At 51.7% G+C, this 25780-nt stretch carries 23 protein-coding genes; 19 read left to right on the forward strand and 4 right to left on the reverse strand.

What is annotated here, in order from left to right:
- Positions 1-90 precede the first annotated feature (90 nt).
- Together ACYU87_RS21670 and ACYU87_RS21675 are read right to left on the reverse strand one after the other, a co-directional pair.
- Positions 91-1752: an FAD-dependent oxidoreductase gene (locus tag ACYU87_RS21670; RefSeq protein WP_461136194.1), complete on the reverse strand. Its 1662-nt coding sequence runs from the start codon at positions 1750-1752 to the stop codon at positions 91-93.
- Between the two features lie 99 nt (positions 1753-1851).
- The gene (locus tag ACYU87_RS21675) at positions 1852-3258 is read right to left on the reverse strand and encodes an ATP-binding protein (protein ID WP_461136195.1); all 1407 of its coding nucleotides are present in this window, start codon (positions 3256-3258) and stop codon (positions 1852-1854) included.
- Positions 3259-3344: 86 nt separating this feature from the next.
- On the opposite strand from ACYU87_RS21675, the gene ACYU87_RS21680 reads away from it, so the two are divergent.
- Complete coding sequence (locus ACYU87_RS21680; RefSeq protein ID WP_461136196.1) at positions 3345-4241, forward strand: ChaN family lipoprotein; 897 nt, start codon at positions 3345-3347, stop codon at positions 4239-4241.
- Between the two features lie 72 nt (positions 4242-4313).
- Here the strand turns inward: ACYU87_RS21680 and ACYU87_RS21685 are convergent, their stop codons facing one another.
- Positions 4314-5387, reverse strand: coding sequence for a hypothetical protein (locus ACYU87_RS21685; RefSeq protein ID WP_461136336.1), 1074 nt, complete (start codon positions 5385-5387; stop codon positions 4314-4316).
- Positions 5388-5471: 84 nt separating this feature from the next.
- Between ACYU87_RS21685 and ACYU87_RS21690 the strand changes: the two genes are divergently transcribed.
- The 8 genes from ACYU87_RS21690 (at position 5472) to ACYU87_RS21725 (ending at position 11771) form a co-directional block, all read left to right on the forward strand.
- Complete coding sequence (locus ACYU87_RS21690) at positions 5472-6659, forward strand: putative sugar nucleotidyl transferase (protein ID WP_461136197.1); 1188 nt, start codon at positions 5472-5474, stop codon at positions 6657-6659.
- A 202-nt stretch (positions 6660-6861) separates the two neighbouring features.
- The gene (holB, locus tag ACYU87_RS21695; protein ID WP_461136198.1) at positions 6862-7983 is read left to right on the forward strand and encodes a DNA polymerase III subunit delta'; all 1122 of its coding nucleotides are present in this window, start codon (positions 6862-6864) and stop codon (positions 7981-7983) included.
- Between the two features lie 82 nt (positions 7984-8065).
- A complete protein-coding gene (locus ACYU87_RS21700; protein ID WP_461136199.1) occupies positions 8066-8539 on the forward strand; it encodes an ATP-dependent zinc protease family protein in 474 nt (157 codons plus the stop codon).
- 52 nt (positions 8540-8591) lie between these two features.
- Positions 8592-9500 carry a 30S ribosomal protein S6--L-glutamate ligase gene (gene rimK / locus ACYU87_RS21705; protein WP_461136200.1) on the forward strand — a complete coding sequence of 303 codons (909 nt, stop codon included), beginning with the start codon at positions 8592-8594 and terminating at the stop codon, positions 9498-9500.
- Between the two features lie 128 nt (positions 9501-9628).
- Positions 9629-10183, forward strand: a complete 555-nt coding sequence (locus ACYU87_RS21710; RefSeq protein ID WP_461136201.1) for a hypothetical protein — start codon at positions 9629-9631, stop codon at positions 10181-10183.
- A gap of 36 nt (positions 10184-10219) precedes the next feature.
- Entirely contained in the window at positions 10220-10459 is a 240-nt protein-coding gene (locus tag ACYU87_RS21715) for a hypothetical protein (protein WP_461136202.1), read from the forward strand.
- On the forward strand, positions 10444-10731 hold the full coding sequence (locus ACYU87_RS21720) for a type II toxin-antitoxin system RelE/ParE family toxin (RefSeq protein WP_461136203.1): 288 nt from the start codon (positions 10444-10446) through the stop codon (positions 10729-10731). The genes ACYU87_RS21715 and ACYU87_RS21720 overlap by 16 nt, the downstream gene beginning before the upstream one ends.
- A 128-nt stretch (positions 10732-10859) precedes the next feature.
- Positions 10860-11771, forward strand: coding sequence for a TIGR01777 family oxidoreductase (locus tag ACYU87_RS21725; RefSeq protein WP_461136204.1), 912 nt, complete (start codon positions 10860-10862; stop codon positions 11769-11771).
- A 107-nt stretch (positions 11772-11878) separates the two neighbouring features.
- On the opposite strand, the gene ACYU87_RS21730 is transcribed toward ACYU87_RS21725, so the two are convergent.
- Positions 11879-13315, reverse strand: coding sequence for a mandelate racemase/muconate lactonizing enzyme family protein (locus ACYU87_RS21730; RefSeq protein ID WP_461136205.1), 1437 nt, complete (start codon positions 13313-13315; stop codon positions 11879-11881).
- Between the two features lie 268 nt (positions 13316-13583).
- On the opposite strand from ACYU87_RS21730, the gene ACYU87_RS21735 reads away from it, so the two are divergent.
- The 10 genes from ACYU87_RS21735 to ACYU87_RS21780 all read left to right on the forward strand — a co-directional run bounded on the left by ACYU87_RS21735 (position 13584) and on the right by ACYU87_RS21780 (position 25704).
- Complete coding sequence (locus ACYU87_RS21735) at positions 13584-14522, forward strand: RraA family protein (RefSeq protein ID WP_461136206.1); 939 nt, start codon at positions 13584-13586, stop codon at positions 14520-14522.
- Positions 14523-14634: 112 nt separating this feature from the next.
- Positions 14635-15567, forward strand: a complete 933-nt coding sequence (locus ACYU87_RS21740; RefSeq protein WP_461136207.1) for an RraA family protein — start codon at positions 14635-14637, stop codon at positions 15565-15567.
- A gap of 1266 nt (positions 15568-16833) precedes the next feature.
- Positions 16834-17583, forward strand: a complete 750-nt coding sequence (locus tag ACYU87_RS21745; protein ID WP_461136208.1) for a hypothetical protein — start codon at positions 16834-16836, stop codon at positions 17581-17583.
- A gap of 183 nt (positions 17584-17766) precedes the next feature.
- Positions 17767-20382, forward strand: coding sequence for a beta strand repeat-containing protein (locus tag ACYU87_RS21750; RefSeq protein ID WP_461136209.1), 2616 nt, complete (start codon positions 17767-17769; stop codon positions 20380-20382).
- Between the two features lie 74 nt (positions 20383-20456).
- Positions 20457-20852, forward strand: coding sequence for a hypothetical protein (locus tag ACYU87_RS21755; RefSeq protein ID WP_461136210.1), 396 nt, complete (start codon positions 20457-20459; stop codon positions 20850-20852).
- A 184-nt stretch (positions 20853-21036) separates the two neighbouring features.
- On the forward strand, positions 21037-21642 hold the full coding sequence (locus tag ACYU87_RS21760) for a hypothetical protein (RefSeq protein WP_461136211.1): 606 nt from the start codon (positions 21037-21039) through the stop codon (positions 21640-21642).
- Positions 21643-21688: 46 nt separating this feature from the next.
- A complete protein-coding gene (locus ACYU87_RS21765; RefSeq protein WP_461136212.1) occupies positions 21689-22171 on the forward strand; it encodes a CsgE family curli-type amyloid fiber assembly protein in 483 nt (160 codons plus the stop codon).
- A 32-nt stretch (positions 22172-22203) separates the two neighbouring features.
- A complete protein-coding gene (locus ACYU87_RS21770; RefSeq protein WP_461136213.1) occupies positions 22204-22626 on the forward strand; it encodes a curli production assembly/transport component CsgF in 423 nt (140 codons plus the stop codon).
- Between the two features lie 78 nt (positions 22627-22704).
- Positions 22705-24123: a CsgG/HfaB family protein gene (locus ACYU87_RS21775; RefSeq protein ID WP_461136214.1), complete on the forward strand. Its 1419-nt coding sequence runs from the start codon at positions 22705-22707 to the stop codon at positions 24121-24123.
- A gap of 42 nt (positions 24124-24165) precedes the next feature.
- Positions 24166-25704 (forward strand): carboxypeptidase regulatory-like domain-containing protein, encoded by a 1539-nt coding sequence (locus tag ACYU87_RS21780; RefSeq protein ID WP_461136215.1) that lies wholly within the window; start codon positions 24166-24168, stop codon positions 25702-25704.
- Positions 25705-25780 lie beyond the last annotated feature (76 nt).

The raw sequence follows: 25780 nt of genomic DNA on the forward strand, positions 1-25780 counted from the left end.
AGACATCGTTCGAGGTCCTTGGCTTGTGAAGACACAAACCAAGGCTACAGAAACAGCGGTGTATGCTATACAATACGCCATACCTCTCTCCTAGTTTTCTGCCAGGTACTTATGAACGAAGCTTACAGCCATAGCCCCTTCGCCAACAGCCGACGCAACCCGGTTCATGGCTCCGGCCCGGACATCGCCAGCGGCAAAAATGCCCGCACTGCAGGTTTCGAGTGAAAACGGCTCCCGGTTGTAGCGCCAGACTTGTTTAAAATCGGCGTACTTAGCCAGGTCACGCCCGGTGGCAATGAACCCTTTGGTATCTTTAATAATATCCATTTCGATCCAGTCCGTCAGGGGTTTGGTTCCGATGAAGATAAAGAGGCCACCCGACTGCACGGTCCGGCGTTCTTTTGTGTCCATGTTTTCCAGCACCAGGCATTCCAGTCGCTCATTGCCCAAGCCCTCCACCACTTCGGTACAACCAAGTACGGTAATGTTGGGCGTCTTGTCAATTTGATCGATCAAATACTGCGACATAGTTTCCGACAGATCGGGCCGACGGACACAGATATACACGTCGGAAGCCGTACGGGAGAGGTACATGGCTCCCTGCCCGGCCGAATTGCCCCCGCCAACAATGTAAACGGGCTGTCCTTTAAAGGCAAAGGCTTCGGTGGTCGCAGCTCCGTAGTACACACCCGCCCCCGTATATCTATGGAGACTCTCGTTGTCCAGCTGGTGATACGAAACGCCGGTGCTCAGGATAATCGACCGGGCTACAACTTCGTTACCCCCGCCCAGCGCGATGTGCTTGTACTGCCCCTGCGATTTAATCGATACCACTTCCTGCGGGGCCAGAAACTCGACCCCAAACCGTTGTGCCTGCGTAATGGCCCGCCGGGTCAGGTCGGCTCCGCTCAGGCCACTGGGAAAGCCCAGGTAATTTTCAATCCGTGAGCTGGTTCCTGCCTGCCCGCCCGGTGCCCGTTTATCGATCAAAATTGTTTTCAGCCCCTCTGAGCCGCCATATACCGCGGCTGCCAGCCCGGCCGGGCCCGCGCCAATGATGGCCAGGTCATAGAGCCCTTCCGATGCTTTGGGCTGCAGACCCAGTTTTTCGCCCAGTTCGGCCAGCGTCGGCTGTTTCAGCGCCGTTCCGCCATCGAGAATCACGACGGGTAAATCACTGACGCTCAACCCATGCAGATCGAGCAATTCGTGCGCCTGCGGATTCTCCTCAATATCAAGCCATTGGTACGGAAATAAATTACCCGCCAGAAAGTCTTTCAATTCATGCGAGCGGGGCGAAAATTGATATCCGACCAGTTTTAAGCCCGCGGAAGGTGGTCTGTAATCCGAAAACCAATCGCTTAGCAGATCGTCCAGTACGGGGTACAGTTTCTCTTCGGGCGGGTCCCACGGCTTGGCGATGTAATAATCCAGTTGCACCTCGTTAATGGCCCGCACAGCCGCGTCGATGTCCGAGTAAGCGGTTAGCAACACCCGTTTGGCGTTCGGGAACACCTTCCGGGCCTGGGTCAGGAACTCGACGCCCGTCATGCCCGGCATCCGCTGATCGGATAGAAAAAGGGCAACTTCTTCACCTTTTTTCTTTAGTTCGGCCAGCGAATCAATGGCTTCCTGCGCCGAACTGGTGCAAAGGATCCGGTATTTTTTTCGGTATTGCTGCCGCAAGTCATGCTGTATCGCTTGCAATACCTGCGGATCATCGTCGATGGAGAAAATTATAGGTAGTTTCATAGGAATGAGTGAATGAGTGCAAGAGCGAAAGAGTGGCCGGCGTATATCAAACTTACCGCTAAAACGGTCCGCTCTTGCGCTCTTTCACTCATTCGCTCTTTAAACTGGTAAGCAAACACGAAATTCGGTATGACCGGGTTCAGATTGTACATTGATGGAGCCGTTGTGGTGGCGCATAATACCCTGCACGATGTCGAGGCCGAGCCCGGTACCTTTGCCAATTTCTTTGGTGGTAAAAAACGGCTCGAATATTTTGTCCCGTATGTCTTCCGGAATACCGGCTCCATTGTCGGTAATTTTTGTCAGTACAAACGTCTCCCCTTCCGCCCGCCGGTCGGGTTGGCTGCTGATGTCGAGTTTACCACCGGTCGGCATGGCATCGATGGCATTGTCGATCAGGTTTGTCCACACCTGATTCAACTCGCCGGGCCAGCCACAAACCACGGGCAGGTCGTCGGCAATCGTCAGGGTCAGGTTGATTTGCTTGCTTTTGATTTTGTGGTCCAGCAGCGTAATCGTATTCCGAAGTCCGTCTGCCAGTTGAACCTCCTGCTTACCCGCGCCCCGATCCATCTGGGTGTAATTCTTGATGGAGTCGATCAGAGAAGCAATGCGCTTGGAAGCCTCCCCGATGTCGGATACCAGCTTCTCAGTCACTAAATTATTGACCAGCCAGTTGGCTACGCCCGCCAGATTTTCGTCGCCAATTTTTTCGAGTATCCAATCCAGATCATCGACCGTAAACCCATAATCGACCAATGGGCCCGCCAGATCCATATGGTCTTCAACGCCATGATCGTCCAGCCAGTCGGTTACGTCGTCTTCCAGAGTCGTCCGTTCGAGCAGGGTTAACCGACGCACATCAGCGGTTGATTGCTGGTCCAGTTTTTTGAAAAATACTTCGGCCACGCAATCCACTTGGTCACTGGTCAAATCGAGATTCATAACGACTTTAAACGCTTCGGGCGTGGCGCGCAGGTGCGTATTGAGGGTGCCCACCGATCGCACAACGGCCGCCACGGGGTTGTTGAGTTCGTGCGCCAGCCCCGCCGACAAGCGCCCCAGCGAAGCCATTTTCTCATTCTGCTGGGTCAGCTTCGTATAATCCCGAACCCGGGTCGTCATCTGGTGGACCAGAGCCTCCGTCAATTCGTAGCAATTTTTCGCCAGCCCCGGCAAGTCATCCCGATGAAGCCGAAGCAGTGTGGTTGGCCGTTCGGCTACTAACCGGTTCGGAATGCTTTTCATCCGGGAAAACGGCAATACACCCAGAATAGAGTGATCGCCATAGACAACCAGTTCATCATCGGCTCCGTTAGCCCCGGCATCAATGCGAATCCGGCCCTCCAGCAGCAGCAGTAGATAGTCGACTGGCTCATGGGGTTTGTACAGTACGGTTTCTTTTGGATAAGACACCTCTTCTCCCCGGTCAATAATCCATTGCAATTGCTCGTCCGGCACGTTGACGAAGGCGGGAAAGGCGTGTAGCGTTTCTAACAGATTCATAAAAAGGAGGGCATTAACCAACAGACTGGTAACCAATTATAAAACAGATTGGTTACAGCAGTACCCACGAACGGCCTACTTATCCGATGCGTCTTACTCTTCTGCTGCTCCTTTGTTTGTTTGCTTTCGCTTTCCGGGCTGATAAACCGGCCTACCGCATTTACACGACCGGCCTGAAAACGACCAGCTACGCCAAATTACTGCGTCAGGCCACCGAGGCCGATGTCGTTTTATTCGGTGAGCTGCACAACAACCCGATCTGCCACTGGCTGGAATTTCAACTGACAAAAGACTTACAGGCTGCCAAAAAAGGTAATCTTGTGCTGGGTGCCGAAATGTTCGAAACCGACAATCAACTGGCGCTCAGCGATTACGTACAAGGCAAAACGACCAGTAAGGAACTCGCTACCCAGGCTCGTTTGTGGCCCAACTTCGATACAGATTACAAGCCCATTGCCGATTTTGCCCGTGAGCAGCACATTCCGTTCGTGGCCACCAACATACCCCGCCGGTATGCCCGGCTTGTCTCCCGACAGGGCTTGTCGGCGCTGGATACGGTATCTGCCGATGCCAAACGCCAGATGGCGCCACTACCCATATCCGTCGACCTGACCCTACCCGGCTACAAAGCCATGATGGAGATGATGAGCGGGCACGACGATAAATCCAGCAACAGCCCACACGGAGCCCAACCCGATATGACCGCTAATTTTGCGCGGGCTCAGGCGGTTAAAGATGCGACCATGGCTTATTTTATTTTGCAGAATCGGAAACCCGGCCAAACGCTGCTGCACTTTAACGGCGACTATCATTCCAAGAATTTCGATGGTATCGTCTGGTATCTCCGTCAGCAACAACCCAATCTAAAAATCCTGACGCTCTCTTCCATCGAATTAATCGACATTGAGAAGCCCGACAACGACAACCGTAACCTGGCAGACTTCATTCTGGTCATTCCCGCCGATATGACGAAGACCTATTGAGTAGTGGTAGCGTATCAGACAATGTGTACTAGACAGGTCTATTTTAGCCTTGAAACCCTAGTAGCGGTTAGCTTACACATCCAACGGCCCCTGCGTCTTTACACTCAGGTACTCCGCTACCAGCGCCCAGCAATGGGCCTCGCACTGCCAGCGCATTTGCATGAGCGATCGGTTGGCAAACTGGCGTAGCCAGGGCTGTTCATAAGCCGTCAGTAAGCCCGCAATGAAGAAATGAAACGTGGCAAAGTCCCGCTCGATACCATCCAGATTAATTTCAGGAGTTGCCTCGCCCAATCGGTAGAGAGAGGTTGCCAGTAACAGGCGCTCCAGCCGGTTTTGGGAGGTCGTCATTAGCCAACGGGCGTCGGCAATCAGGCGTAAACGAACGGGCTCCAGTTCGGCAATCCGGAAAGCCGCCATGAGTCTCGACAGATGGTAAATAATAAGAGACGTTCGGGCGTAGTGGGGCGCGCACCGAAATGGGTCTGCCAGATACCGGCCCGACTCTACGATAGATCGCAGGTAGGTCAGTGAATCCGCATCATGCTCGTTGCGGGGTAAGTCATACTGATAGATGCAGTACAACATATTGCTCAGCGCGCAGGCGTCAAAATCAACGCCCATATGCTTGCCAAACCAAGTTGAATAGGCACGCAACTGCCGGTAGTCAGGATAGGTGTTTCGGATGCGTTGCGGCTGACTTCCGTTGGCGTGCTGCCCCAGCTTATCTTTCAGCCAAAGACGATCAACAAGGTCAGGCGGGGCGGTCAGGTACACCATGGCGGTATCGTCGATGTCGTCAGGAATCCGAAAGTGCTCGAAATGGCGAAACACGTAGCCATTGGAAAAATGTTGTGATGGACGCGTCGGCCAGAAATTATAGGTATTCAAACCGTCTTTATTCCGAAAGAGAGGGTAAGCTGTTGTGGCTAGGCTTGCCATACGGTCGATCAACTGCTGACTTTCAGATGATACGGCAGAGCGGAGCGGCTGTACCGTAAACACTGTTACAGCCGTAAAGAAAACATTGGTATCCGGACGACGGTAGAATACCGCAGGGTTATGCCGAAAAGAGGGGAACAGGCCCGTTTTGCCCTGCAAATCAGCCATTCGCCGGATAATACTGTCGATAGAAAGGACCGCCATATTTTCGCAAAAGTACCCTTTCATTCGTTCTCTTTTTCCAGATTAAGGTTGGATATTTGCCGCCTGATTACCCTGATGCCATCAATGCCAACTTTGATTTTATTCGACGACCCGGTTATTCGGACGGCTTTGTTACCGCTTACGTTTACGAGGCCAGTGGCGGGCATCCGCATCGGTGCACTCACGCTGGCCGAGAAATGGGCAAGCGCAACGGGACAAACGCCGTCGTACCTGACCGAAGCCTATTTACAGACTAAATTCCCGTTACTCGTTGATGCCGATCATTGGTACATCAACGGAGCCGTCTGCCCGACAGATGCCCTGGTCGAAACGATATCGGCGCTCCCCCCCGATACCGGCCTGATCACCCACGATGGGTTGGTTCTAGCGGTGCGGACAAGCCAGATACGAACGGCCGCCCCGACGGTAAACGACGGCTGTCCGTTCCGGACGTTCATGGAGCCGCTAACGATTGTTCGCAACCTGTGGGACATTTTTCTGCACAATGGCGATCAACTCCGGGCCGACTTTACCCGGCTAACTGCCGGGCGAACATCCGAGCCCATTATAGACCCATTCACCCGGTGTTATGCGCCGGAAAATATCTTCGTTGAACCGGGCGCTACCATTCGGGCGGCTATTCTGAACGCCGAGGGAGGCCCCATTTATATTGGTCGCGATGCGACCATCAGTGAAGGCTCCATCGTCATCGGGCCGTTCTCGCTCGGGGAAGGATCGACCGTGAACTGGGGCGGCAAGATGCGCAGTAACACCACCATAGGCCCCTTCTGCAAAGTAGGTGGCGAGGTCGGAAACTCCGTATTGATGGGGTACAGCAACAAAGGGCACGATGGTTTTCTGGGCAATTCGGTTATTGGCGAATGGTGCAACCTGGGTGCCAACGTTAATAACTCGAACATGAAAAACGACTACAGCAACGTAAAACTTCACTCCTACGCCACTGACCGGCTGGAAGATACCGGACGGATTTTCTGCGGCCTGATGATGGGCGATTTTACCAAAGCGGGCATCAGCACCATGTTCAACACCGGTACCGTGGTAGGCGTTAGCGCCAACGTATTTGGCGCGGGTTTTCAACACAAGCATGTTCCTTCGTTCTCGTGGGGTGGTGCCGCCGAAGGCATTACGCCCTACCGCATCGAGAAGGCGCTACAAGTGGCGAAAGAAGCATTTACCCGGCGCAACAAAGCTTTTGACGATGTGGAAGAATCCATTCTTCGTTTCATCTTTTCGATGATTCACGGGAAGTAGCAACTATGTATTGTCTGGTCGCTCGTTATTTTTTGTGGCATCAGATACTCATACCTGACGCGATGAGGTCTCTGGAACACCAGTCCGGTCAAAACCGACATTAACATAAACGAGGTTTCAATAAACCTCACCGTATCAGGTTTAAGGGCCTGACACCACCAGAAGTATTGGTTGTTACCGATCATTCATCACTCAAACTGACGTGCAATTCTCTGAGATTATAGGCCTTGACGAAACCAAGCAGATGCTGCTGCGGGCGGTGCAGTCCAATCACCTGGCCCACGCATTGCTGTTCGATGGGCCAACGGGTAGTGCCAATCTGGCGCTGGCGCTGGCCCTGGCGCAGTATGTCAACTGCGAGGATAAACAACGGGAAGATTCCTGCGGCCGGTGTGCTTCCTGCATAAAAGTCCAGAAACTCGTGCATCCCGACCTGCACATGGTTTTTCCCGTCACAAACCAGGGGAAAGGAAAAACATCTGAAACGTACCTGACTGACTGGCGGAAATTTCTGCTCAGTTCACCGTACCGTACCCTGCCCGACTGGCTCGAATCGGTCGGTGCCGACAACAAACAGGGCAACATTTCGGCCGAAGAAGCCCGGAATATTCTGCAAACGTTGTCGCTCAAGGCTTACGAAGGAGCGTACAAAATCATGCTCATCTGGCTACCCGAACTCATGAACGTGACCTCGGCCAATGCCCTGTTGAAAGTACTGGAAGAACCCCCGGCGCAAACGCTGTTTCTGCTGGTGACCAACCAGTCGGACAAGCTGCTGATCACGATCCTGTCCAGAACCCAGCGCGTAGCGATTCGGGCTTTCACCGACGAGGAAGTAGCTACCTATTTGCGCCAGCACCTGAATCTGGACGAAACCACGGCCCGACGAATGGCCTACCTCGCCGATGGGAACCTGGCAGAAGCCCTGCACGATGCCAGCTCAACCCAGAGCGCCGGACCCGATCAGCATGTCTGGTTTGCCGAATGGATGCGTACCTGCTACCGTCAGGATTTGATCGCAATCGTTAAACAGGCCGACCAGTTTGACGGTTTCAGCAAAGAAAAGCAGAAAGGCCTGCTCGATTACAGCATTCGCCTGTACCGGGATTTATTTCTGTGGCAACAGGGAGCGGCCGAACTGTTGAGACTACCCGATGATGAAATGGCATTCGTCAAGAACTTCGCTAAAATTCTGACCATCAACCACATCGAGCATATAGTACATGACCTCAACGAAGCTGCTTATCACCTCGAACGAAACGCCCGAGCCAAAATGATCATGCTGGATATGTCACTCACCTTCAGCAGGTTAATACGTACGTAGCCCCATTTGTGCCTACGGTTTGTGGATGCGCGTCAATTACGTTCCCGCCCGCAACAAATCGTAAGCCGAATAGCGAATCTCTATGAAAACCCGAAAGCCCAAGCAACTTATTGGCATGACCGATCTGGTCGATTTCCCGGATCTGGGCTTGTTCGATATACAGGCAAAAGTTGATACGGGAGCCTTTACATCGGCCTTGCATTGCAAAGATGTGCGGCTGGTCAAATCGCGGTTAACGACAAAATTAAGTTTTTGGCTGATCGACAAGACGGGGCTGCCAGCCCGAAAATTCCGCAGTGATCACTTCAGCCAGCGCATGATTCGCAACTCGTTTGGGGTGGCCGAGCTACGGTACGTCATTACAACCCGTATCGTTTTATTCGGGCGAACCATTCGGGCGGAGTTTACCCTGGCTGACCGTGAACAACTGAAAAACCCCGTACTTTTAGGCCGAAAACTGCTTCGGAATCGGTTTATCGTCGATGTATCCGAAAAGAATCTGTCTTACGAAGCTAAGATCGCCCGCGCATCAACTCAGCAAGCCAGCGACCAATAGCACCCACCCCTGCGTGTCGACAACCACTCACGACTAACTGATCACTGACTCAATGCGAATTGCCATTTTATCGGCCAATCCGAACTTATACTCGACGCAACGACTGCTCGAAGCGGCCAACCGACGCGGCCACGAGGGCGTTGTTGTGAACCACCTGAACTGCCATGTCATGATTGAAGGAGGTAAACCTTCGGTCCTGTACGAAGGCCAGGAATTAACCTCATTCGATGCGATTGTACCCCGCATTGGAGCCTCGGTGACCGATTACGGATGCGCTGTGGTTCGGCAGTTCGAGATGATGAACGTCTTCACCACGGGCAAATCGCAGGCTATTATGCGGTCCCGCAACAAGCTCCGCAGTTTGCAGGTACTCTCGAAAGCGGGCGTCGGCCTGCCCAAAACCATGTTTGCCAATCACCCCAAAAATGGCGACATCACGCAGCTTATTCACCTCGTTGGTGGCCCGCCTGTCGTGATCAAATTACTGGAAGGCACCCAGGGCATTGGCGTCGTACTGGCCGAGACAACCAAAGCGGCCAAGTCGACCATCGAAGCGTTTTATGGCCTGAAAAAAAATGTGCTGATTCAGGAGTTCATCGCCGAAGCCAAAGGATCGGATATTCGGGCGTTTGTGGTGGGTGGCCGCGTGGTTGGGGCCATAAAACGGCAGGGGCTGGAGGGCGACTTTCGTTCGAACCTTCACCGGGGCGGCAACGCCGTTGCGGTTGACCTCACCCCCCACGAAGAACAAACGGCCATTGCCGCAGCCCGCGCCTTGGGCCTGAAAGTGGCCGGTGTCGATATGCTTCCCTCCGACCGGGGTCTTCTGGTGCTGGAAGTCAACTCATCGCCGGGGCTGGAGGGAGTCGAAAATGCGACCGGCATCGACGTGGCCGCCCACATTATTGCTTATATCGAAGATAAAATCCGCACCGACGAAGGCGATACGGTAGGCGTATAAGTATGAATTTTGACTGAGTGACTGAGTGACTAAGCCAGAATAAACCTATTTACTCTGTATCCTTATACCTTAGCAGGCCGAGAAGCCATTCACTCATTGATGCATTCACTCATTCAACAGTAAGAAACATGCCTGCTCTCGATCCCGATCTCAAAAAAGCCATCGTTCGCATGCCGGGCGGTGAGAAAGATAAACTACTGCTTCGGCTGATTGCGAAAGATGCGGTGCTGACAGAAAAACTTCAGTTTGAGCTGGTTGAAGAAGGCCGAACCATTGACGAACGGCGCAGCCTGATCCGGGAGTTCATTGATAGAACATCCCGATTGCATGCCGACACGCCGGGCTGGCTGATGATGGATATGCGGACCGTAAGCGGGTACATCAGTCGTCACCTGAAAGTAACGAAAGATAAGTACGGCGAAGTGGAGCTAATGCTGTGTATGCTCAACACTTTTTATGAACACAACGCCCACCTGTTGCAGAAGTATAACTCCCGCTCCGACAAAGCCGCCGAGTACATCGCCAAACGGACTGACCAGGTGTTAAAAAAAGCAACCAAACTCGACCCCGATTACCACATTGAGTTTGCCGACGAGATCAATAAGCTGCTCAGTTGGGTGTCTCATACGGCCCCGGCGCACTACGCCCGGCAGCTGGGTTTGCCGAAGGAGTGGCAGGTGTAACGTTTATGTTTTATATTTGATTAAAACATCAGGACTATGATTACTGCCGATCTGAAGTCAATTTTACATGAGCAAATCGATCGCCTTGACGATCCACAAGACGTTCAGGACCTGCTCCTGACAGTGAGCGAGTTTGTTAGCCAGCGAACCAATATCTTTATTGAAACGCCAGCATTGCTTGCGCAACTGAAACAGGCATTAGCCTCAGCAGAGTCAACTAATTTAATAGCACACAACCAAGTAGCCAGCGAAGCAAAGCAATGGATTACGCAGTAGTTTGGGCAGAAGCGGCCAAAGAAAACTACCGAAACATTGCGCTGTATTTGCTGGATGCATTTGGCTTTACCATTGCTGACCGATTCACGGACACCGTCAATAACAAACTGCGCATTCTGGAAACAATGCCTTTCATTGGCCGACAACTTGACACGTTGACGGCTGTCCGGAAACTTCCTCTTCAACCTTATAATATAATCTATTACACTGTGGTTGAACGGCAGGTAATCATCCTCAATATACTCGATAGCCGATCGAGTAGCGTGTCCTAGCGGCTTCTTTTCACTACGCCCGGCAGTTGGGTTTTCCCAGAGAGTGGCAGGTATAGTCAGCCATTCTACGAACACCAGCCACCGTTGGTGTGTTATGTCGCTATACCCACCAACTAATCTGCTGACGTATGAATCAAACAGTTTTAATCACGGGTGGCACCGGCTCCATTGGCCGTCGCCTGACACAACTGCTCAAACAGGAAGGCTATCAGGTATCATTATTGAGTCGGTCACCCAAGACTATTCCCGATGTACGGGTTTATCAATGGGATATCAAAAAGGGCCATATCGACCCGCAGGCCATTGCTACAGCCGATCATATTATTCATCTGGCGGGCGAAGGCATTGCCGATGAGCGCTGGTCAGACCAGCGGAAAGACGACATTCTAAATAGCCGTACTCAATCGACCGACTTGCTGGCGCAGGCACTGGCAAAGAACCCGCACCAGGTAAAATCATTTATAGCAGCTTCGGCGATTGGCTACTATGGGGGCGACACGGCCGACCGGCCACTCACGGAAAACAGCCAGGGCGGTTCGGATTTTCTGGCTCAGGTCGTGCGGGCCTGGGAGCGTTCGGAAGAGCAGGTAGCCGCACTCGGTATTCGTACGGTAAAACTCCGCATTGGTGTCGTACTCATGTCGGAGGGGGGCGCGTTGCCCAAACTAGTACAGCCCATCAAACTGGGCGCGGGTGCCCCCATCGGCTCGGGTCAGCAATACATTTCCTGGATTCACCTCGACGATCTTTGCCGCCTGTTTATTCAGGGGCTTTCTGACGGGCAATGGCAGGGCGTTTACAATGCGGTCGCCCCGAATCCGGTTACGAACGAAACCCTGACACGAGCCATTGCCGATGTTCTTCACCGGCCTATCCTGTTGCCCAACATTCCTAACTTCGCCATCAAGCTGCTGTATGGTGAAATGGCAATCGTAGTTACCGGTGGCAACTACGTGCTCAACAAGCGCATCGCCGACGAAACGAATTTCTCCTACCAGCATTCTGATCTGAAAACGGCGTTGCAGGATTTGTTAACGTAACGTGGTGGTGCAGCATTCCGACTTCTGGTCCGCACAGTCGATAAGTTACGTTTGTCTTACGGCTATGTGAACCACAAATCGGAATGCCGAACCACCACGTTGCACAGTTAACTCCATTCGCGGTCGGCGGAGTCTTTTGTGTTCCAGGTATCGGTGGGGGCAAACCAGGTGGCGCCTTTCTTGAGGAATTTCTTGGCGACATCCTCATTCAGTTCAACACCCAGGCCGGGTTTATCGGGTACTTTAACGAAGCCTTTCTCCACAATGGGTTTCATGCCCGTAATCAGGTCTTCCCAACCAGCCACGTCTACGCCGTGGTGCTCAAGAGCAACGAAATTCTCGGTAGCCGCGGCACAGTGTACGTTTGCCATCATCGAAATAGGCGAACCGGCAAAGTGCATGGCCATCGGAATCCCTTTTTCCTCGGCATAATCACCAATCTTCTTCGTTTCGAGCAGGCCACCCGATGATGCCAGATCGGGGTGGATCATGTCAATGGCTTTTGCGTCGATGAGTTTAATGAACCCTTCTTTCAGGTAAATATCTTCACCCGTCAGCGTTGGCGTGTCGATGGCGTCGGTAATCTGTTTCCATTGGTCGGTATAAAACCAGGGCACGAGGTCTTCGAGCCAGGCCAGCCGGAAGGGTTCCATCGCCTTACCGATCTGGATGGCGGTGTTCACATCGAAATGGCCAAAGTGATCGGCGGCCAGCGGGGTGTCATACCCAACGATATCACGCACTTTACCAACGTGTTCAACCAATCTGTCGAGGCCTTTCTTCGTGACCTGTATTCGGGTAAACGGGTGCTTCGTGTTGGCATAGTTCCCTAGTTTGCCCGACTCCCGGTCGTTCCATTGCTGCTTTACACTCCAGTTGTTGGCGTTCACCAGCATACCCGGCTGATCGGCCAGCATCCCGATTCCGAAGTCCATTTTCAGGAAGGTGTATCCCTGATCCCGGCGCTTTTTCATGTTCTCGGCAAACCCTTCGTAGCTATTGGCTTCGGGCGTATCGGCATACAGCCGAATAAAGTCGCGGTATTTCCCCCCCAGCAGTTGGTAAGCCGGTACATTGTAGGCTTTCCCGGCCAAATCCCAAAGAGCCATTTCAACGCCACAGACCCCGCCAGCCGCCCGGCTCTGCCCACCAAACTGCTTGATCTGCTTGAAAATCTGCTCTACGTTGCAGGGATTCTTGCCCAGCAAACGGCTTTTCAGCATCAGCGCATAATTGGCACTGGCTCCGTCGCGTACCTCACCCCAGCCCACCAGACCCTGGTTGGTATCAATCCGGATAATAGGGCTACTGAAAGGGACACCGTTCAGAACGGCAACCCGCATATCCGTAATTTTCAGATCGGCGGGTTTCGAGTCGCGGGGTACTTTCTGGGTGATATACTCCATTTCCTGTTCGGCAGCGTATGCGGTCTGCTTATCGAACATAAAACCAAGCGATAGACCGCCCAGGCCGGCATTCCGCAAGAAGTCTCGGCGGTCAGAAGGATTGCCGGAGGACGACAATCGGGAGAAAATGTTCTTCATTGTAAAAAAAGGTTCAGTGGTTCAGGGCACTTCTGGACAGTATCTTCTCCGGGCTGATTCCCTATCGGGCGCTATGGATTATGTACCCTTGTCCAATAATTGCATAAGTATGTTCATACCAGTATTTTACTTATACCTTCGTCTTTTCGAGTGGAATTCTCTCGAAATCATCCATTTAACAACGCAACATGCGATGGCGCATTCGCCGAACGTACGGCTCAATCAAGCACTTACTCATTCCTTCAACCCGTTAACCTTTGCCAGAATTATGTTAAAGAGAACGTTGCTAGTTGCCGCAGCCATCACCCTTATGGGTAGCCTGACAGCCCGGGCTCAGCGGGTGGGTTCATCGCCCGAATACGTCAAAGCGCTGACCGCCGACTGGAAAGGCGACCGTTTACCCGACGGTCGACCCAAGATTCCGGATATTGTACTGGAGCGGCTGGCCAACTGCACCCTGGAGCAGATCTGGGGCTATCTGGGTAAAAAAGGCTACCGTAACCAGGTCGAGAAAAACTGGATTATCCTCAAACCCGGCGAAACCATGACCGGTCGGGCTGTAACGGCGCAGTTTATGCCTACCCGCCCGGACCTCGATAGTTTGGTGCGGGCGCAGGGTAAAGCCGAAGGCCGCTCCCAGAAAGGGGGTATTAACATCTGGCCCATTGATATACTGACGAAAGGAGATGTTTACGTAGCCGATGGTTTCGGCAAGATCAAAGATGGAACGCTCATCGGATCGAGTCTGGGCAATGCCATTTACGGCAAAACGGGCAAGGGGGTCATCTTCTACGGGTCTGTGCGAGATATGCAGGAACTCAAAGACACAAAAGGCTTCAACGCCTGGGTAAAAGGGCATGACCCGTCTTACATCAAAGACATGACGCCCACCTCCATCAATGCGCCGATCCGGATCGGCGAGGTGACGGTTATTCCCGGCGATGCGGTGTTTGCGAATGAGTACGGTACTGTTTTTATTCCGGCTCACCTGGTCGAAGGACTGGTCTCTGCCTCTGAAATGACGGCCCTCCGGGACGAGTTTGAGCGAGTACTATTGCAGCAGGGCAAGTATCCATCAGGCGAAATTCACGGCGACTGGTCCGATAAAATCAAGGGTGAGTTCAGGACCTGGGTTGGTAAATACCCCAAGAAATTGGCGATAACCAATAACGATATAGAGGCCTATCTGGCCAAAGAAGGGCATTAACATTTTTTGACAGGATTTACAGGATAAAACAGGCTTACTGCATCGAATCCTGTTTTATCCTGTAAATCCTGTCAAAAAAATCTGTTCTTTATCGCATTAATTAATTACACGAATGAGATTTCGAATTACTGCTTTCGCATCGCTTATGACGGCCTTTTGTGCCGCTGGTCCTCTAGTAGCACAAACCATCCCGAAGGATGAGCTGGTATTTTTAACCTCGGACTGGAAAGGAGATCGGTTTCCGGATGGGCGCCCGAAACTTTCAGATGACCTGGTCGAGCGGGCCAAGCATATCGGCATTGACGACGCCTGGACCGTTTTGAAAAACGAAGGGTATACCAATCAGTTTGAAGGAAACTGGAAACTGATTCATGACGACGTACCCGTTACGGGCCGGGCCGTAACGGCTATGTTCATGCCCAGCCGACCAGACGTTGAGAAAACGATCAAAGAACGGGGCATTACTAAACAGGGGCGTAAAGGCAACACGAATACCTGGCCCATTGAGGTACTGACCAAAGGGGATGTCTATGTAGCCGACGCTTTTGGCAAAATCGGTGGAGGAACCCTCATGGGCGCTACCCTGGGCAATGCCATTTTCAGCAAAACCGGGAACGGCGTCGTTTTTAACGGGGCCGCCCGCGATTTGCAGGAGTTACAGAACATCAAAGGGTTCAACGCCTTCGTGCGCGATTTTCACCCGTCTTTCCTGGAAGAAATGGTTCTGATGGGCCTTAACGCTCCCATTCGTATCGGCAACGTGATGGTGCTACCCGGCGATCTGGTCATTGCTCAGCGCGAAGGGGTTCTGTTCGTACCCGCTCACCTGGCCGAACAGGTGGTGAGCACGGCTGAATTCGTTACGCGTAAGGACCAGTTTGGTTTTGAGATGGTCAAATCGGGGAAGTATACCACAGGGCAGATCGACAGCCAATGGACCGATGAACTGAAAACGAACTTTCTCGCATGGCTTGGTAAACATCCGGAATTAGGCACAATGACCAAACCAGAGTTGGATAAAGTAATGAGCAAACGCACCTGGTAAGATCAAAAGTCTGAAGTAATCAAGCCAAGTCATTCACCGTAGTTGATTACTTCAGACTGATTATAGTTTATGAGGAATATTCACGAATACGCCCTTAATTATTGAGTTTACTATTTTCAATTTTCATAAATAATAAATGAGCAATGTTTCCATAAAAGGAAGCCTGTAAAAATACCTGCCTTGCCTTTGTTACTGATAATACATTTTATATCAAACGATATTTAAATAATACACAGTAATCATATAATTTTTGTTTCCATATTACCTATATCAAGTCAAAATACACACTTAAATAATTATATAAATTATTCATAAAATAGATGTGCGCAAAACCTACCGCTTGCTAAATATGAGTAGCAAAAAAGCGCAAAGAATAGGGTGTATAAGCTATACCAACTTATTAGATAAATACAAAAAGCAACTAACGATGCTCTTTATAGAAAATATGTTTAGTACTGATTATTAACTATTTATACCTTAAAAAAGAAATAATTTAGATTATTTAAAAGAAAATATTGTACAATTTAATGATTTTTTAATGTTAGTCGTCTATAGCTTCGGCAGATGACCCGCGTATTGATTTTCTGATTTACCAATCTACCTTTGATACGTCCAAACGGGAAAGCTTTTGTACTCAGTTCAGAAGGTTGATTTGACGGCAAGTATTTCCAGCACCCGCTTAACTATCCACTTTACTATGACAACACATTTTCCTTTCTCCTTCGTCAGCCAACAGCAAGGCAAAATTTCGGTTCACAGTTTCTCTGTGTTGCCACCAATAATCACCTAATTCTACGGGTGTCATTCTCAGCGTTTTTCTTCTGAAGTATTTTTGATAAGGGGGTTTCCTGCCCTTTGTTACGGATGATATATTGACCAGAAAGTCAATAACCTTCGCATGGTTATTCAGATAGAAAATCATTTAGACGACTTGTTCTTTAGACCAAGTATATAAAATCTTTCATTACGATTACGCCAAACGAGGGTTGTCAGCCAATCGACGACCTCGGGGACAGAAATGTTTCCAAACGATGATTCGAGTACCTGGCCTGCCCAACCTGGTTCAGGCCAATGCCACCGAATCTGCCCACTGCGGTTTAATACACAATGCTGGGTAACGCACACATGACACGGTGAAAACGCTCGCTGGCCAGGAGACAATCACCCACCGGAACCGCCCTGACGATACACAACGGCGTATGAATCAAATCGCCAAAAGACCTTACGTTTCAATTCATTCTTTTTAATTTTTATCGTTCAAAAACCATGAAAAAAGTAATTCTTTCTCTTGCTGCTGCATGTGCCATCACCACTGCTTTTGCTCAAAACAGCGCTTCCCTTGATCAATCTGGAAACAGCCAACAGGCTATGATCACCCAGTCTGGCCAAAACCAGGCTTTAGTTACGCAGAATAACGGCTCTGGATCGGGCGGTAACTCTTTGACATCGAGTCAGGTAGGAAGCGCCAACTACCTGGAGGCTACACAGTCTGGAACAACAAACTCGGCCAATTTTAAGCAGTATTTACAGGGTAGTTCGGCTGCCTACTCAACTCAGACAGGTACATCAAACATAATTACGTCTGAGCAGGCAAGTAACAGCGGTACATCTACTTATGCGAATTTTACCCAAAACGGCAACAGCAATCAGGCTACACTCAGCCAGGTTGACAATGTTAATGGCTATGGTGGTACGTCCGCTTATTTTAACCAACAGGGTAATAGCAATATAGCGTCTATTAAACAAGGGGACGCTAACGTTGGCGACGCGAATTACGCTAGCATTACACAACAAGGTAATTCGAACACAGCTAAACTCGAGCAACTAGGGGTTCTGAATTCAGCCAACTTAACTCAAGTTGGTGATGGCAACGTGATCAAGGGATTAAATGGCGATGTCGCTTTACAAAGCGGCATGTCGAACAGCCTGACGATCTTTCAAAACTCTAACTCCAACGTGGCTGCTGTTGGTCAGAGCGGCACAGGAAACATGGGCAATATTCAACAAGGCAACTAATACTTGGCTTGCCTAAGGCTTAAGTCCATATGATTATCATACAAGCCGCTCTCCTAGTAGGGCGGCTTGTATCTATTTCACCAAACAGGTCTTTACAACCAATCTATACCGTTTATTCCCGATCAACGTATACAACCTACTGTAAATCTGAGTACTACTAGTCATTCTTTTTAATTTATTCACATGAAGAAAAGGATCCTCACCGGCGTTGCGCTCATGGTCTTTGCCGCAGCAAGCTTCGCCCAATCGAACCAGGCTACGCTCAATCAGGTCGGTAATCAGCAGACGGGCAACGTCACTCAGCAAGGTAGTTCGCTACAATCGAACATCCAGCAAACGAGCGCTTCCGGGATTACCAATACCGGAAACTACGCCAATACATCGCAGGCACCTAATTACTATTCGTCATCGTCTAACCAGGCCAACATAAATCAGTTGGGCAACAAGTCTGGCTTTGCCAACATAGGTCAGGAAGGATCTGGGAACACGTCTACCATCAATCAAAATAACAACGCGGGGGGCAACGGCAACCAAAGTACAGCCGCCAGCGCACCGGGTGCTGTAGCCAACGCCAACAACGTTCCGAACCAGGCGGGTATCAATGCCGTAACGGGCAATGGCGGAAACTACGCCAATACCTACCAGCGGGGATTCAATGAGGTCGTTACCGTCAATCAAAACAACAATTCGACCAGCAACTACACCGATTCCCGGCAGGATGGGGGCGGTGGGCAAACGGTAACCGTAAACCAGAACAATACCAGCTCCGGCAACAAAACAACCGCCAACCAGTTCGGGCAATCCAACAACCTGTCGGTTAGTCAGTCCAGCAATTCGTCGGGTAATACGGCCGCTGTTCGGCAGGGCTTCTCGGCTGCGGTAGGCGGCCCGAACACAAACGGAGCCCTAGCTACTGTTGAGCAAAATGGTATTGTCGGTGGGGCAGCCAGCAGTGGTAACCAGTCGACAATCAACCAGATAGCAACGGGTGGTGGCACCACAGCCTTGAGTCAGCAGAACGCCGGGGCCCTGGGGGCGTCGTCGGGCAATACAGCGCAGATTGACCAAAACAACGGCGTTCAGCAGGCTACCGTTCAGCAGAACAACCGAAGTACAGGCAATAAAGGCACCGTGTCGCAACAGGGTTCGGGGAATGGCGCTACGGTGGTTCAATCCATGAACAGTGCCGGCAACCAGTCGGCTGTTACACAAACCGGTACGAATGGCCGGGCCTTTACCAATCAGTTGGGCACAGCGGGTTTCACCAGCTCTGAAAATAGAATTTCGGTTGATCAGGCGGGCAACCAGCAAACGGCAACGATCAATCAGAATTCAGGAGTTGATGGCAACAGTAGTGGCAACCGCAGCACCACCACCCAACGGGGAAGCCTCAATACGACGACCGTTAACCAAAATAACCGAAGCCTGGGTAACCAGTCGACGGTAACGCAATACGGAGCCGGTACTGCGGCTAATACGGTTTTGGTGAACCAGTCGGGTACTTCTGCTCGCCCCACTACGAACAACAAAGCGACTATTTCGCAGGGAACAGCGGCATCGGCCTGGAACAGCAATACGTCAACGACGTCGCAACTGGGCAACCTCAACGAGGTCGCGGTGACCCAGATCGGCGGCAATAGCAATGCGGTAACATCCGAACAGACCGGCGACAGAAACCTGTCTACGCACAGTCAGAACGGGGCGTCGAACTCGATTGTCGAGTTCACGTATGGCAACAACAACCGGCTGGACGTAACGCAGACCGGAACGGCCAACGGAGCCCGGATTCAGATGCTGCCAAACGGCACGGTGGGTGGTAATGATAACAACCACAGCAAGATTGCTCAATCGGGTGCGGCCAACTACGCTGAACTGAACCTGAGAGCCGCGAATTCGTCGCTGCCGGGCTCTCCCAACTTCCTGATTGATCAGACAGGCCGAAGCAATTTTGCCAAGCTGGAAGTTCGCGGTAGTTCGGGCGCCGGTTCAGGCGCTCCTGGCCTGAATAACTCGGTTCAGATCGTTCAAACGGCATCGTCGGCAGGGGGAACGTTGGGACAAACAGCCAACGGGCTGGTCTGGGGCGATCAGAACGCGGTGACCATCAATCAGTCGGGTATTGACGACAATACCATTGGCGGTACGACAACCGGCCAGTATGGTTTCGAGGTAAAAGGCAACAGCAACACGGTTGGCCTGACGCAGAACGGCAACAAGAACAGCATCAACATGGGTATTACCGGTGGTGTTGCGGGCAATGGAAACCAAGTGGCCATCAATCAGACCAACAGCAACAACCAGGTGGGTACCGGGTTCGGTGGCGGTTCGACCGTTACGGATGCGTCTCCCAGAGGGTTGTACATTACCGGCAATGGCAACTCTGTTACCATCAGCCAGGATGGTGGCGACGAAGTAAAAGCCCTTCAGGATGGCAATGACAAACTGGTCGTCAGACAGCAGAATGGTGTATCGGGCATTGCTCAGTCGAACCGGGTACTTATTGATCAGGGAGCAGGTCATCAGGACGCTGACATTACCCAGAATGGCATGGGCAATTTCGTGTACGGGCTGGGCGGAGCAGGCACATTTGCCGTACAGGCCGGTGGCTCACCCAACAAAGCCGTTGTCAACCAGAGTGCATCCAATGGCTTTACCAACGAATTGCGCCTTAGCCAGATCAGCACAGGGGCCATGAACATGGCTACTGTAACCCAGAGTGCAACCGGAGCCAGCAACCTGGCCGAAGTTAAACAAAATGGCTCAGGTAACATGGCTACCATCAATCAGGCAGGTAATTAATTCACCGAAAGGAAGGTTGGCCTATTTGGTCCAGCCTTCCTTTCTTATAACGCTTACGCATCAACTTTATCATCATGAAAAACTTCATTCTCTTAGGTCTGGCGGCTCTGGGTGCCACATCGGCTACGGCCCAAAATTCAGCCGTTGTCACGCAGCAGGGCAGTCCACACGAAGTATCCATTGTGCAACAGGGGTCGGGCAACACATCGGTCGTTAACCAGACAGGGTCAGGGTTGTCAAACAATGTCGTTATTTCTCAGTCGGGCGGCAGTAATGTTGCCACCATCAATCAGGGAGGTGAACCCACCAGCGACACCAGCGCGCCCAACACAGTTACCACAACGCAGGCGGGCGAAGGGGAAACGATCATCAACCAGACTAACGGAGGCAATACAATAAGTGTCTACCAATCGGGCCTGGCTCCCACTGGTAAAAAAAAGAAGACCACTACGAAACGGGCGACAAACTAGTTACGGCTTACCGGGCTCTGCTGCCAATCTGGTGGTACTGGGGAGAGACTGATTCCGAAAACAATACGATCCAACTATAGAGGTGCGACCCCTGTTAACCGCCCTGTCGGTTAGCAGGAATCGTACCCGTCGTACCAGCGCTACACCGAACTTAATCAGTACTATTTTGATGTCAGGTTTACCCATGAAACGTCTCTTCGTCTTACTGGTTGGCATGATCAGTAGGGCGGCCAGTGCCCAGGTAAATTCAGTTCCCGTAAACACACTGGATGCTTACTGGAATTTGACTTCGGTACCGAACCAGGCGCAGGTTCGTTTACAGCCTGGCCTGACCAGTATGGCTGGACCGGGAAGTTCCATCAACGAGGTTATTACCACCCAGAATGGCCTCAACAATACAGCGCAGCTATCCATCACGGCGGGTTTCCAAAATCAACTGGTGCTTAGTCAGTCCAGCAATGCCAATTACGCAGAGGCTACGTTATCGGGAGTGAACAATAGCGTTATGCTAAACCAGACGGGTGGAAGCAACAGTCTCTCGTTTGGGCTGGATGGAGCCAATAACCGACTGGCGCTCACGCAGGATGGCGGTGATCGTCTTCAGATGGTAGGTCTTCAGCAGACCAACACCCGCCTTGAGGTAAATCAGGGCGCTGGCACGAACTCACTGACCATTGACAACACGACGTTATTCAAAGACATCAATGGCACCGGAATTCCCAACCTACGCATTGAACAAACGGGGGGAGCTACGGCCACCATTCAGAACGGGCGGATTTTTGGCAACTAAACGAATGAATCATTTACGCAACTTAGTCCTCATTTGTCTGATGTTGATGCGTTCAATCAGCTGGGCACAAGACCCCGACCTGGAGGGTCAACTCGTGGAGGAGACAATGAACGAAGCGGTTATCACCGAAGAAGGAACCGAGACATTACTGCTCGACAACACCCGGTCAAAAATCGGGCGGGATTTTTACGAGGCTTTCTTCCGGTATTATGCCGAGTTGCCCAAAGCAGCATCGCCGTCTCTGATGCCTACTGATAGTACCGTGAAAGTAACGCCCAACCTTGAACTGGACATCAACGCGTTCATTGTTACCATTGAGGAGTTACCCGCTTTTGGCGTTGGCACAAGCATCATATCCATATCGCTGAACGACCAGCTCATCTGGCAGAATTACATCCAGGCCCGGCAGGAAGTCCTGGAAACATACGCCCTCAACGCAGCGGAAACGATCAATCAGTACGTCGTTAATTACCAGGAAGTACAACGATCACTGGAGAGCGACGACCAGAAGGGCAGTGGCATGTTCTAATTACCGAAATCCCTCTTGTACTTGAATTCACTATGAAAAAAATTTTACTGACAGCCTTTTTATTGATTGGTTTAGCCGCGTACTCATTCGCCCAATCGTTCGTTTACCACCCGAACAACCCCAACTTCGGCGGTAATACGTTCAACTATTCCTGGATGCTCAGCCAGGCTCAGGCTCAGGACCGTAACGTCGATCCAACATCCAGACGAACAACAGCCAGCAGTGGTTCGACGACTAATACGCTCACCACGTTCGCCCAGAATTTACAGAATCAACTTTTGAGCCGTATCACCAGCAACCTGTTGAGCAAGCAATTTGGGGAAACGTCTCTGCAGCCCGGCACGTACAAATTCGGCGATTTTCAAGTCGAGATTTCTAACGGTACCGATGGCATAATTCTGCGGATCGTGGATGGGAAAGGGGGCGAAACGTCCATCACGATTCCCTATTTCTGATCAACCAATGACGGTTGAATAGCCTTCTCTCTCCGCCAACAAGCTTCACCCACACGTAATTTTCTTCGTACTATTTCCATGAATGCACGCGTACCCAGAACTGTCCAGATACTCTTTCTGAGCAGTTTAGCTGGTCTTATGACCGGCTGCACCGCTTTTTTTCATCAACCGACACACGCCCGACGCGCTCGTCTGGGTGAAGAGACACCCGTAACCAGCGATCTGCGTCAACTTCCTCCCGCTAAAGAAAAGCTGGTAGCGGCCGTCTACAAGTTCCGGGATCTGACGGGTCAGTATAAGCAAACCGAAACAGGAACCGGCTTTTCAACCGCCGTTACCCAGGGAACAACCAACATTCTGCTGAAAGCACTCGAAGAAAGCGGTTGGTTTGTTCCTATCGAGCGGGAAAATGTCAGTAACCTGCTCAACGAGCGAAAGATCGTCCGCTCCAGCGTGGCGCAATTTAAAGACGGCGAAAACCTACCCCCGCTCCTGTTTGCCGGTATTATTCTGGAGGGTGGCGTCGTTTCGTACGACGCCAATATCATTACGGGGGGCGGTGGTCTACAGTACTTTGGGGCCGGTGGCGCCACCCAGTATCGTCAGGATCGGGTAACGGTCTACCTGCGGGCTGTATCCACAAAGTCCGGAAAAATTCTGAAGACTATTTACACGTCCAAAACTATCCTGTCGCAGACGGTCAACGCCAGTTTGTTTCGCTACGTCACTTTCAAACGGCTTCTCGAAACAGAAACCGGCTTTACGACCACCGAGCCAGGCCAGCTAGCCGTTACCGAAGCCATCGAGAAAGCGGTTCAGGGCCTGATCATCGAAGGCGTTCGGGATGGATTATGGTCTGCCGCTGACAAATCCGTAGGAACGATGAAAACGGTAGTCGATGCGTACGAGAAAGAAAAAACGGTGATGAGCGAAACGGATGTTTTCGGTATGCGCAACGAGATGGCCCCGCCTTTTCTCAGCCTGCATCCCTACGCTGGCGTGATGCGGTACTACGGCGACTACGCCCGACACACGATGAAAGGCAGCTACGGGGCGTCGCTGGACTTTCATATTACGCCTGCTTTTGGCATACAGGTCAACGGGGCAACCGGTGTGCTGGCCAGTGAAGGCGCTTTTTCGAGCAACATCACGTCGCTGGAAGGTAACCTGATTGTTCGCCCAACGCCCTATCAGCGCTGGACAACCCTGCTATTTGCCGGGGCCGGTGTAGTTTCCCAAAGTGGTTCATCGGCATTTCAGTTGCGCGGGGCCAGTTACCTGCAGGCGCAGGGCGGAGTCGGTGTTCAGTTTTCAGCCAGTAAGGCCATTGGTTTCCGCTCTACATTTTCGTACAACCAGCCGTTTACCGATGCGCTGGATGGACGTGTGGCAGGTAGCCGAAATGATTATTACCTGCGGGGTACGCTTGGTCTGGTTTTACACATCGGCCGATTCCAGATGAAGAGCCGTTCCGTAACGCCAGCTGCGAAAAAATAGCACCACCACACCAGAAACCAAGTCAATTGACGTCAGTAACTCATGAAATCGCTTGTTTATTTTTTTCTTTTCTCGATTGGCATCGTAAGCTTATGGAGTTGTAACGAAGACCTTTTCGTCGACCCCGTTCAGCTTACTTCCGTACGCGGACGCGTGCTCTACAATGCCAGCCAGCAACCCGCCCGCAATGCGCTGGTAACCCTTTCGCCAACCAGCCGGGTTGTGGGCACCGACTCATCCGGTTTCTTCCGATTCGATAGTGTTCTGGTGGGTGGCTATACCATCCAGGCAGCTAAAGCCGGTTATGTTACGCAGGTGGCTACCGTTTCGGCAACGGCGGAGTCGTCGCCCCTGGTTACCATTCTGCTGGTTGACGACAAAACCCAGAACCGGCCACCCACGGCCCCGACGCTGGTATCGCCAGCCACGAATACCGTGGTTCAATCAACGACGGTTACCCTCAAATGGAGCGCCACCGATCCGAACCGGGACTCCCTGACGTATGATGTGCTTTTGTTTAAATCGGGCACCTCCACGCCTACCTTTTCGTATACGGGCATTCGGATCGATTCACTGGTTGTGCCCGGCCTCGATTACAACACAACATATTTATGGCAAGTGATAGTAAAAGACGGAATTAATACCGTGAACGGGTCTATATGGTCGTTTACGACGGGAACCGTACCCGACTATGGCTATTTGTTTGCCCGCCGGATTAACGGACAATTCCAGATTTTTGCGTCCACGGCAACGGGAACCATGGTTCAGCTCACCCGCAATGGCAGCAACTGGCGACCCATTGCCAGCCCCAACCGACAGCAGATTGCGTTTATCTCTAACATAACCACCGACCTGCAACTGTACGTCATGAACGCAGATGGCAGTGCTACCCGGCAAGTTACAACGGTACCCATTGCGGGTTTGTATTCAACCGATTTATCGTTTAGCTGGTCACCGGATGGTACGCAGCTCCTTTACCCGAACAATGATCGACTCTACGCCGTTCGGACGGACGGAACGGGCCTGCGCGTGGTTAGCCAGGCGCCCAGCGGCCGTATTTTTGCGGGTTGCGACTGGACCCCGCAGGGTAACCGCATTGCAGCCCGAACAACAGGCACCAGCGTTTATGACAATGAGATCACGACATTCCTGGCTGATGGCTCAAACACCAGATCTGTTTATGTTCGTCGAGACAGCCGCGTGGGCAACCCTGTCTTTTCGGTTGATGGTCGCCGGCTGGTTTTCTCGGCCGACTCCAGCAGTTTCATGAACGAACAGGGGAGGCAACTCGATGCCCGTCTTTATTTGCTCGACCTGACCACAAACGGAATTACCAGTCTATCTTCGTTTCAGGCAGTAACTGGTTCGGGCCAGAACTCAACCAATAAACCAGCGGGTACCAACGACTTGGACCCGCGCTTTTCACCCAATGGCGCGCAGGTTATTTTCACGAACACCGACAATACCGGCACGGGTGTCCGCTATATTTATACGTTGGATTTAACGACGTCGGGGCAGAATAATACGAACAACCGCAAACTCCTGTTCACCTCGGCCGAGATGCCCTACTGGCGACAATAGCGGCAGGTAATCAGACAGGCGGGGTCTTTGTTGACCATACATCAACTGATCATCAGGGACCCCGCTTTTACGGACA

This window comes from Spirosoma lituiforme, from assembly GCF_054776635.1.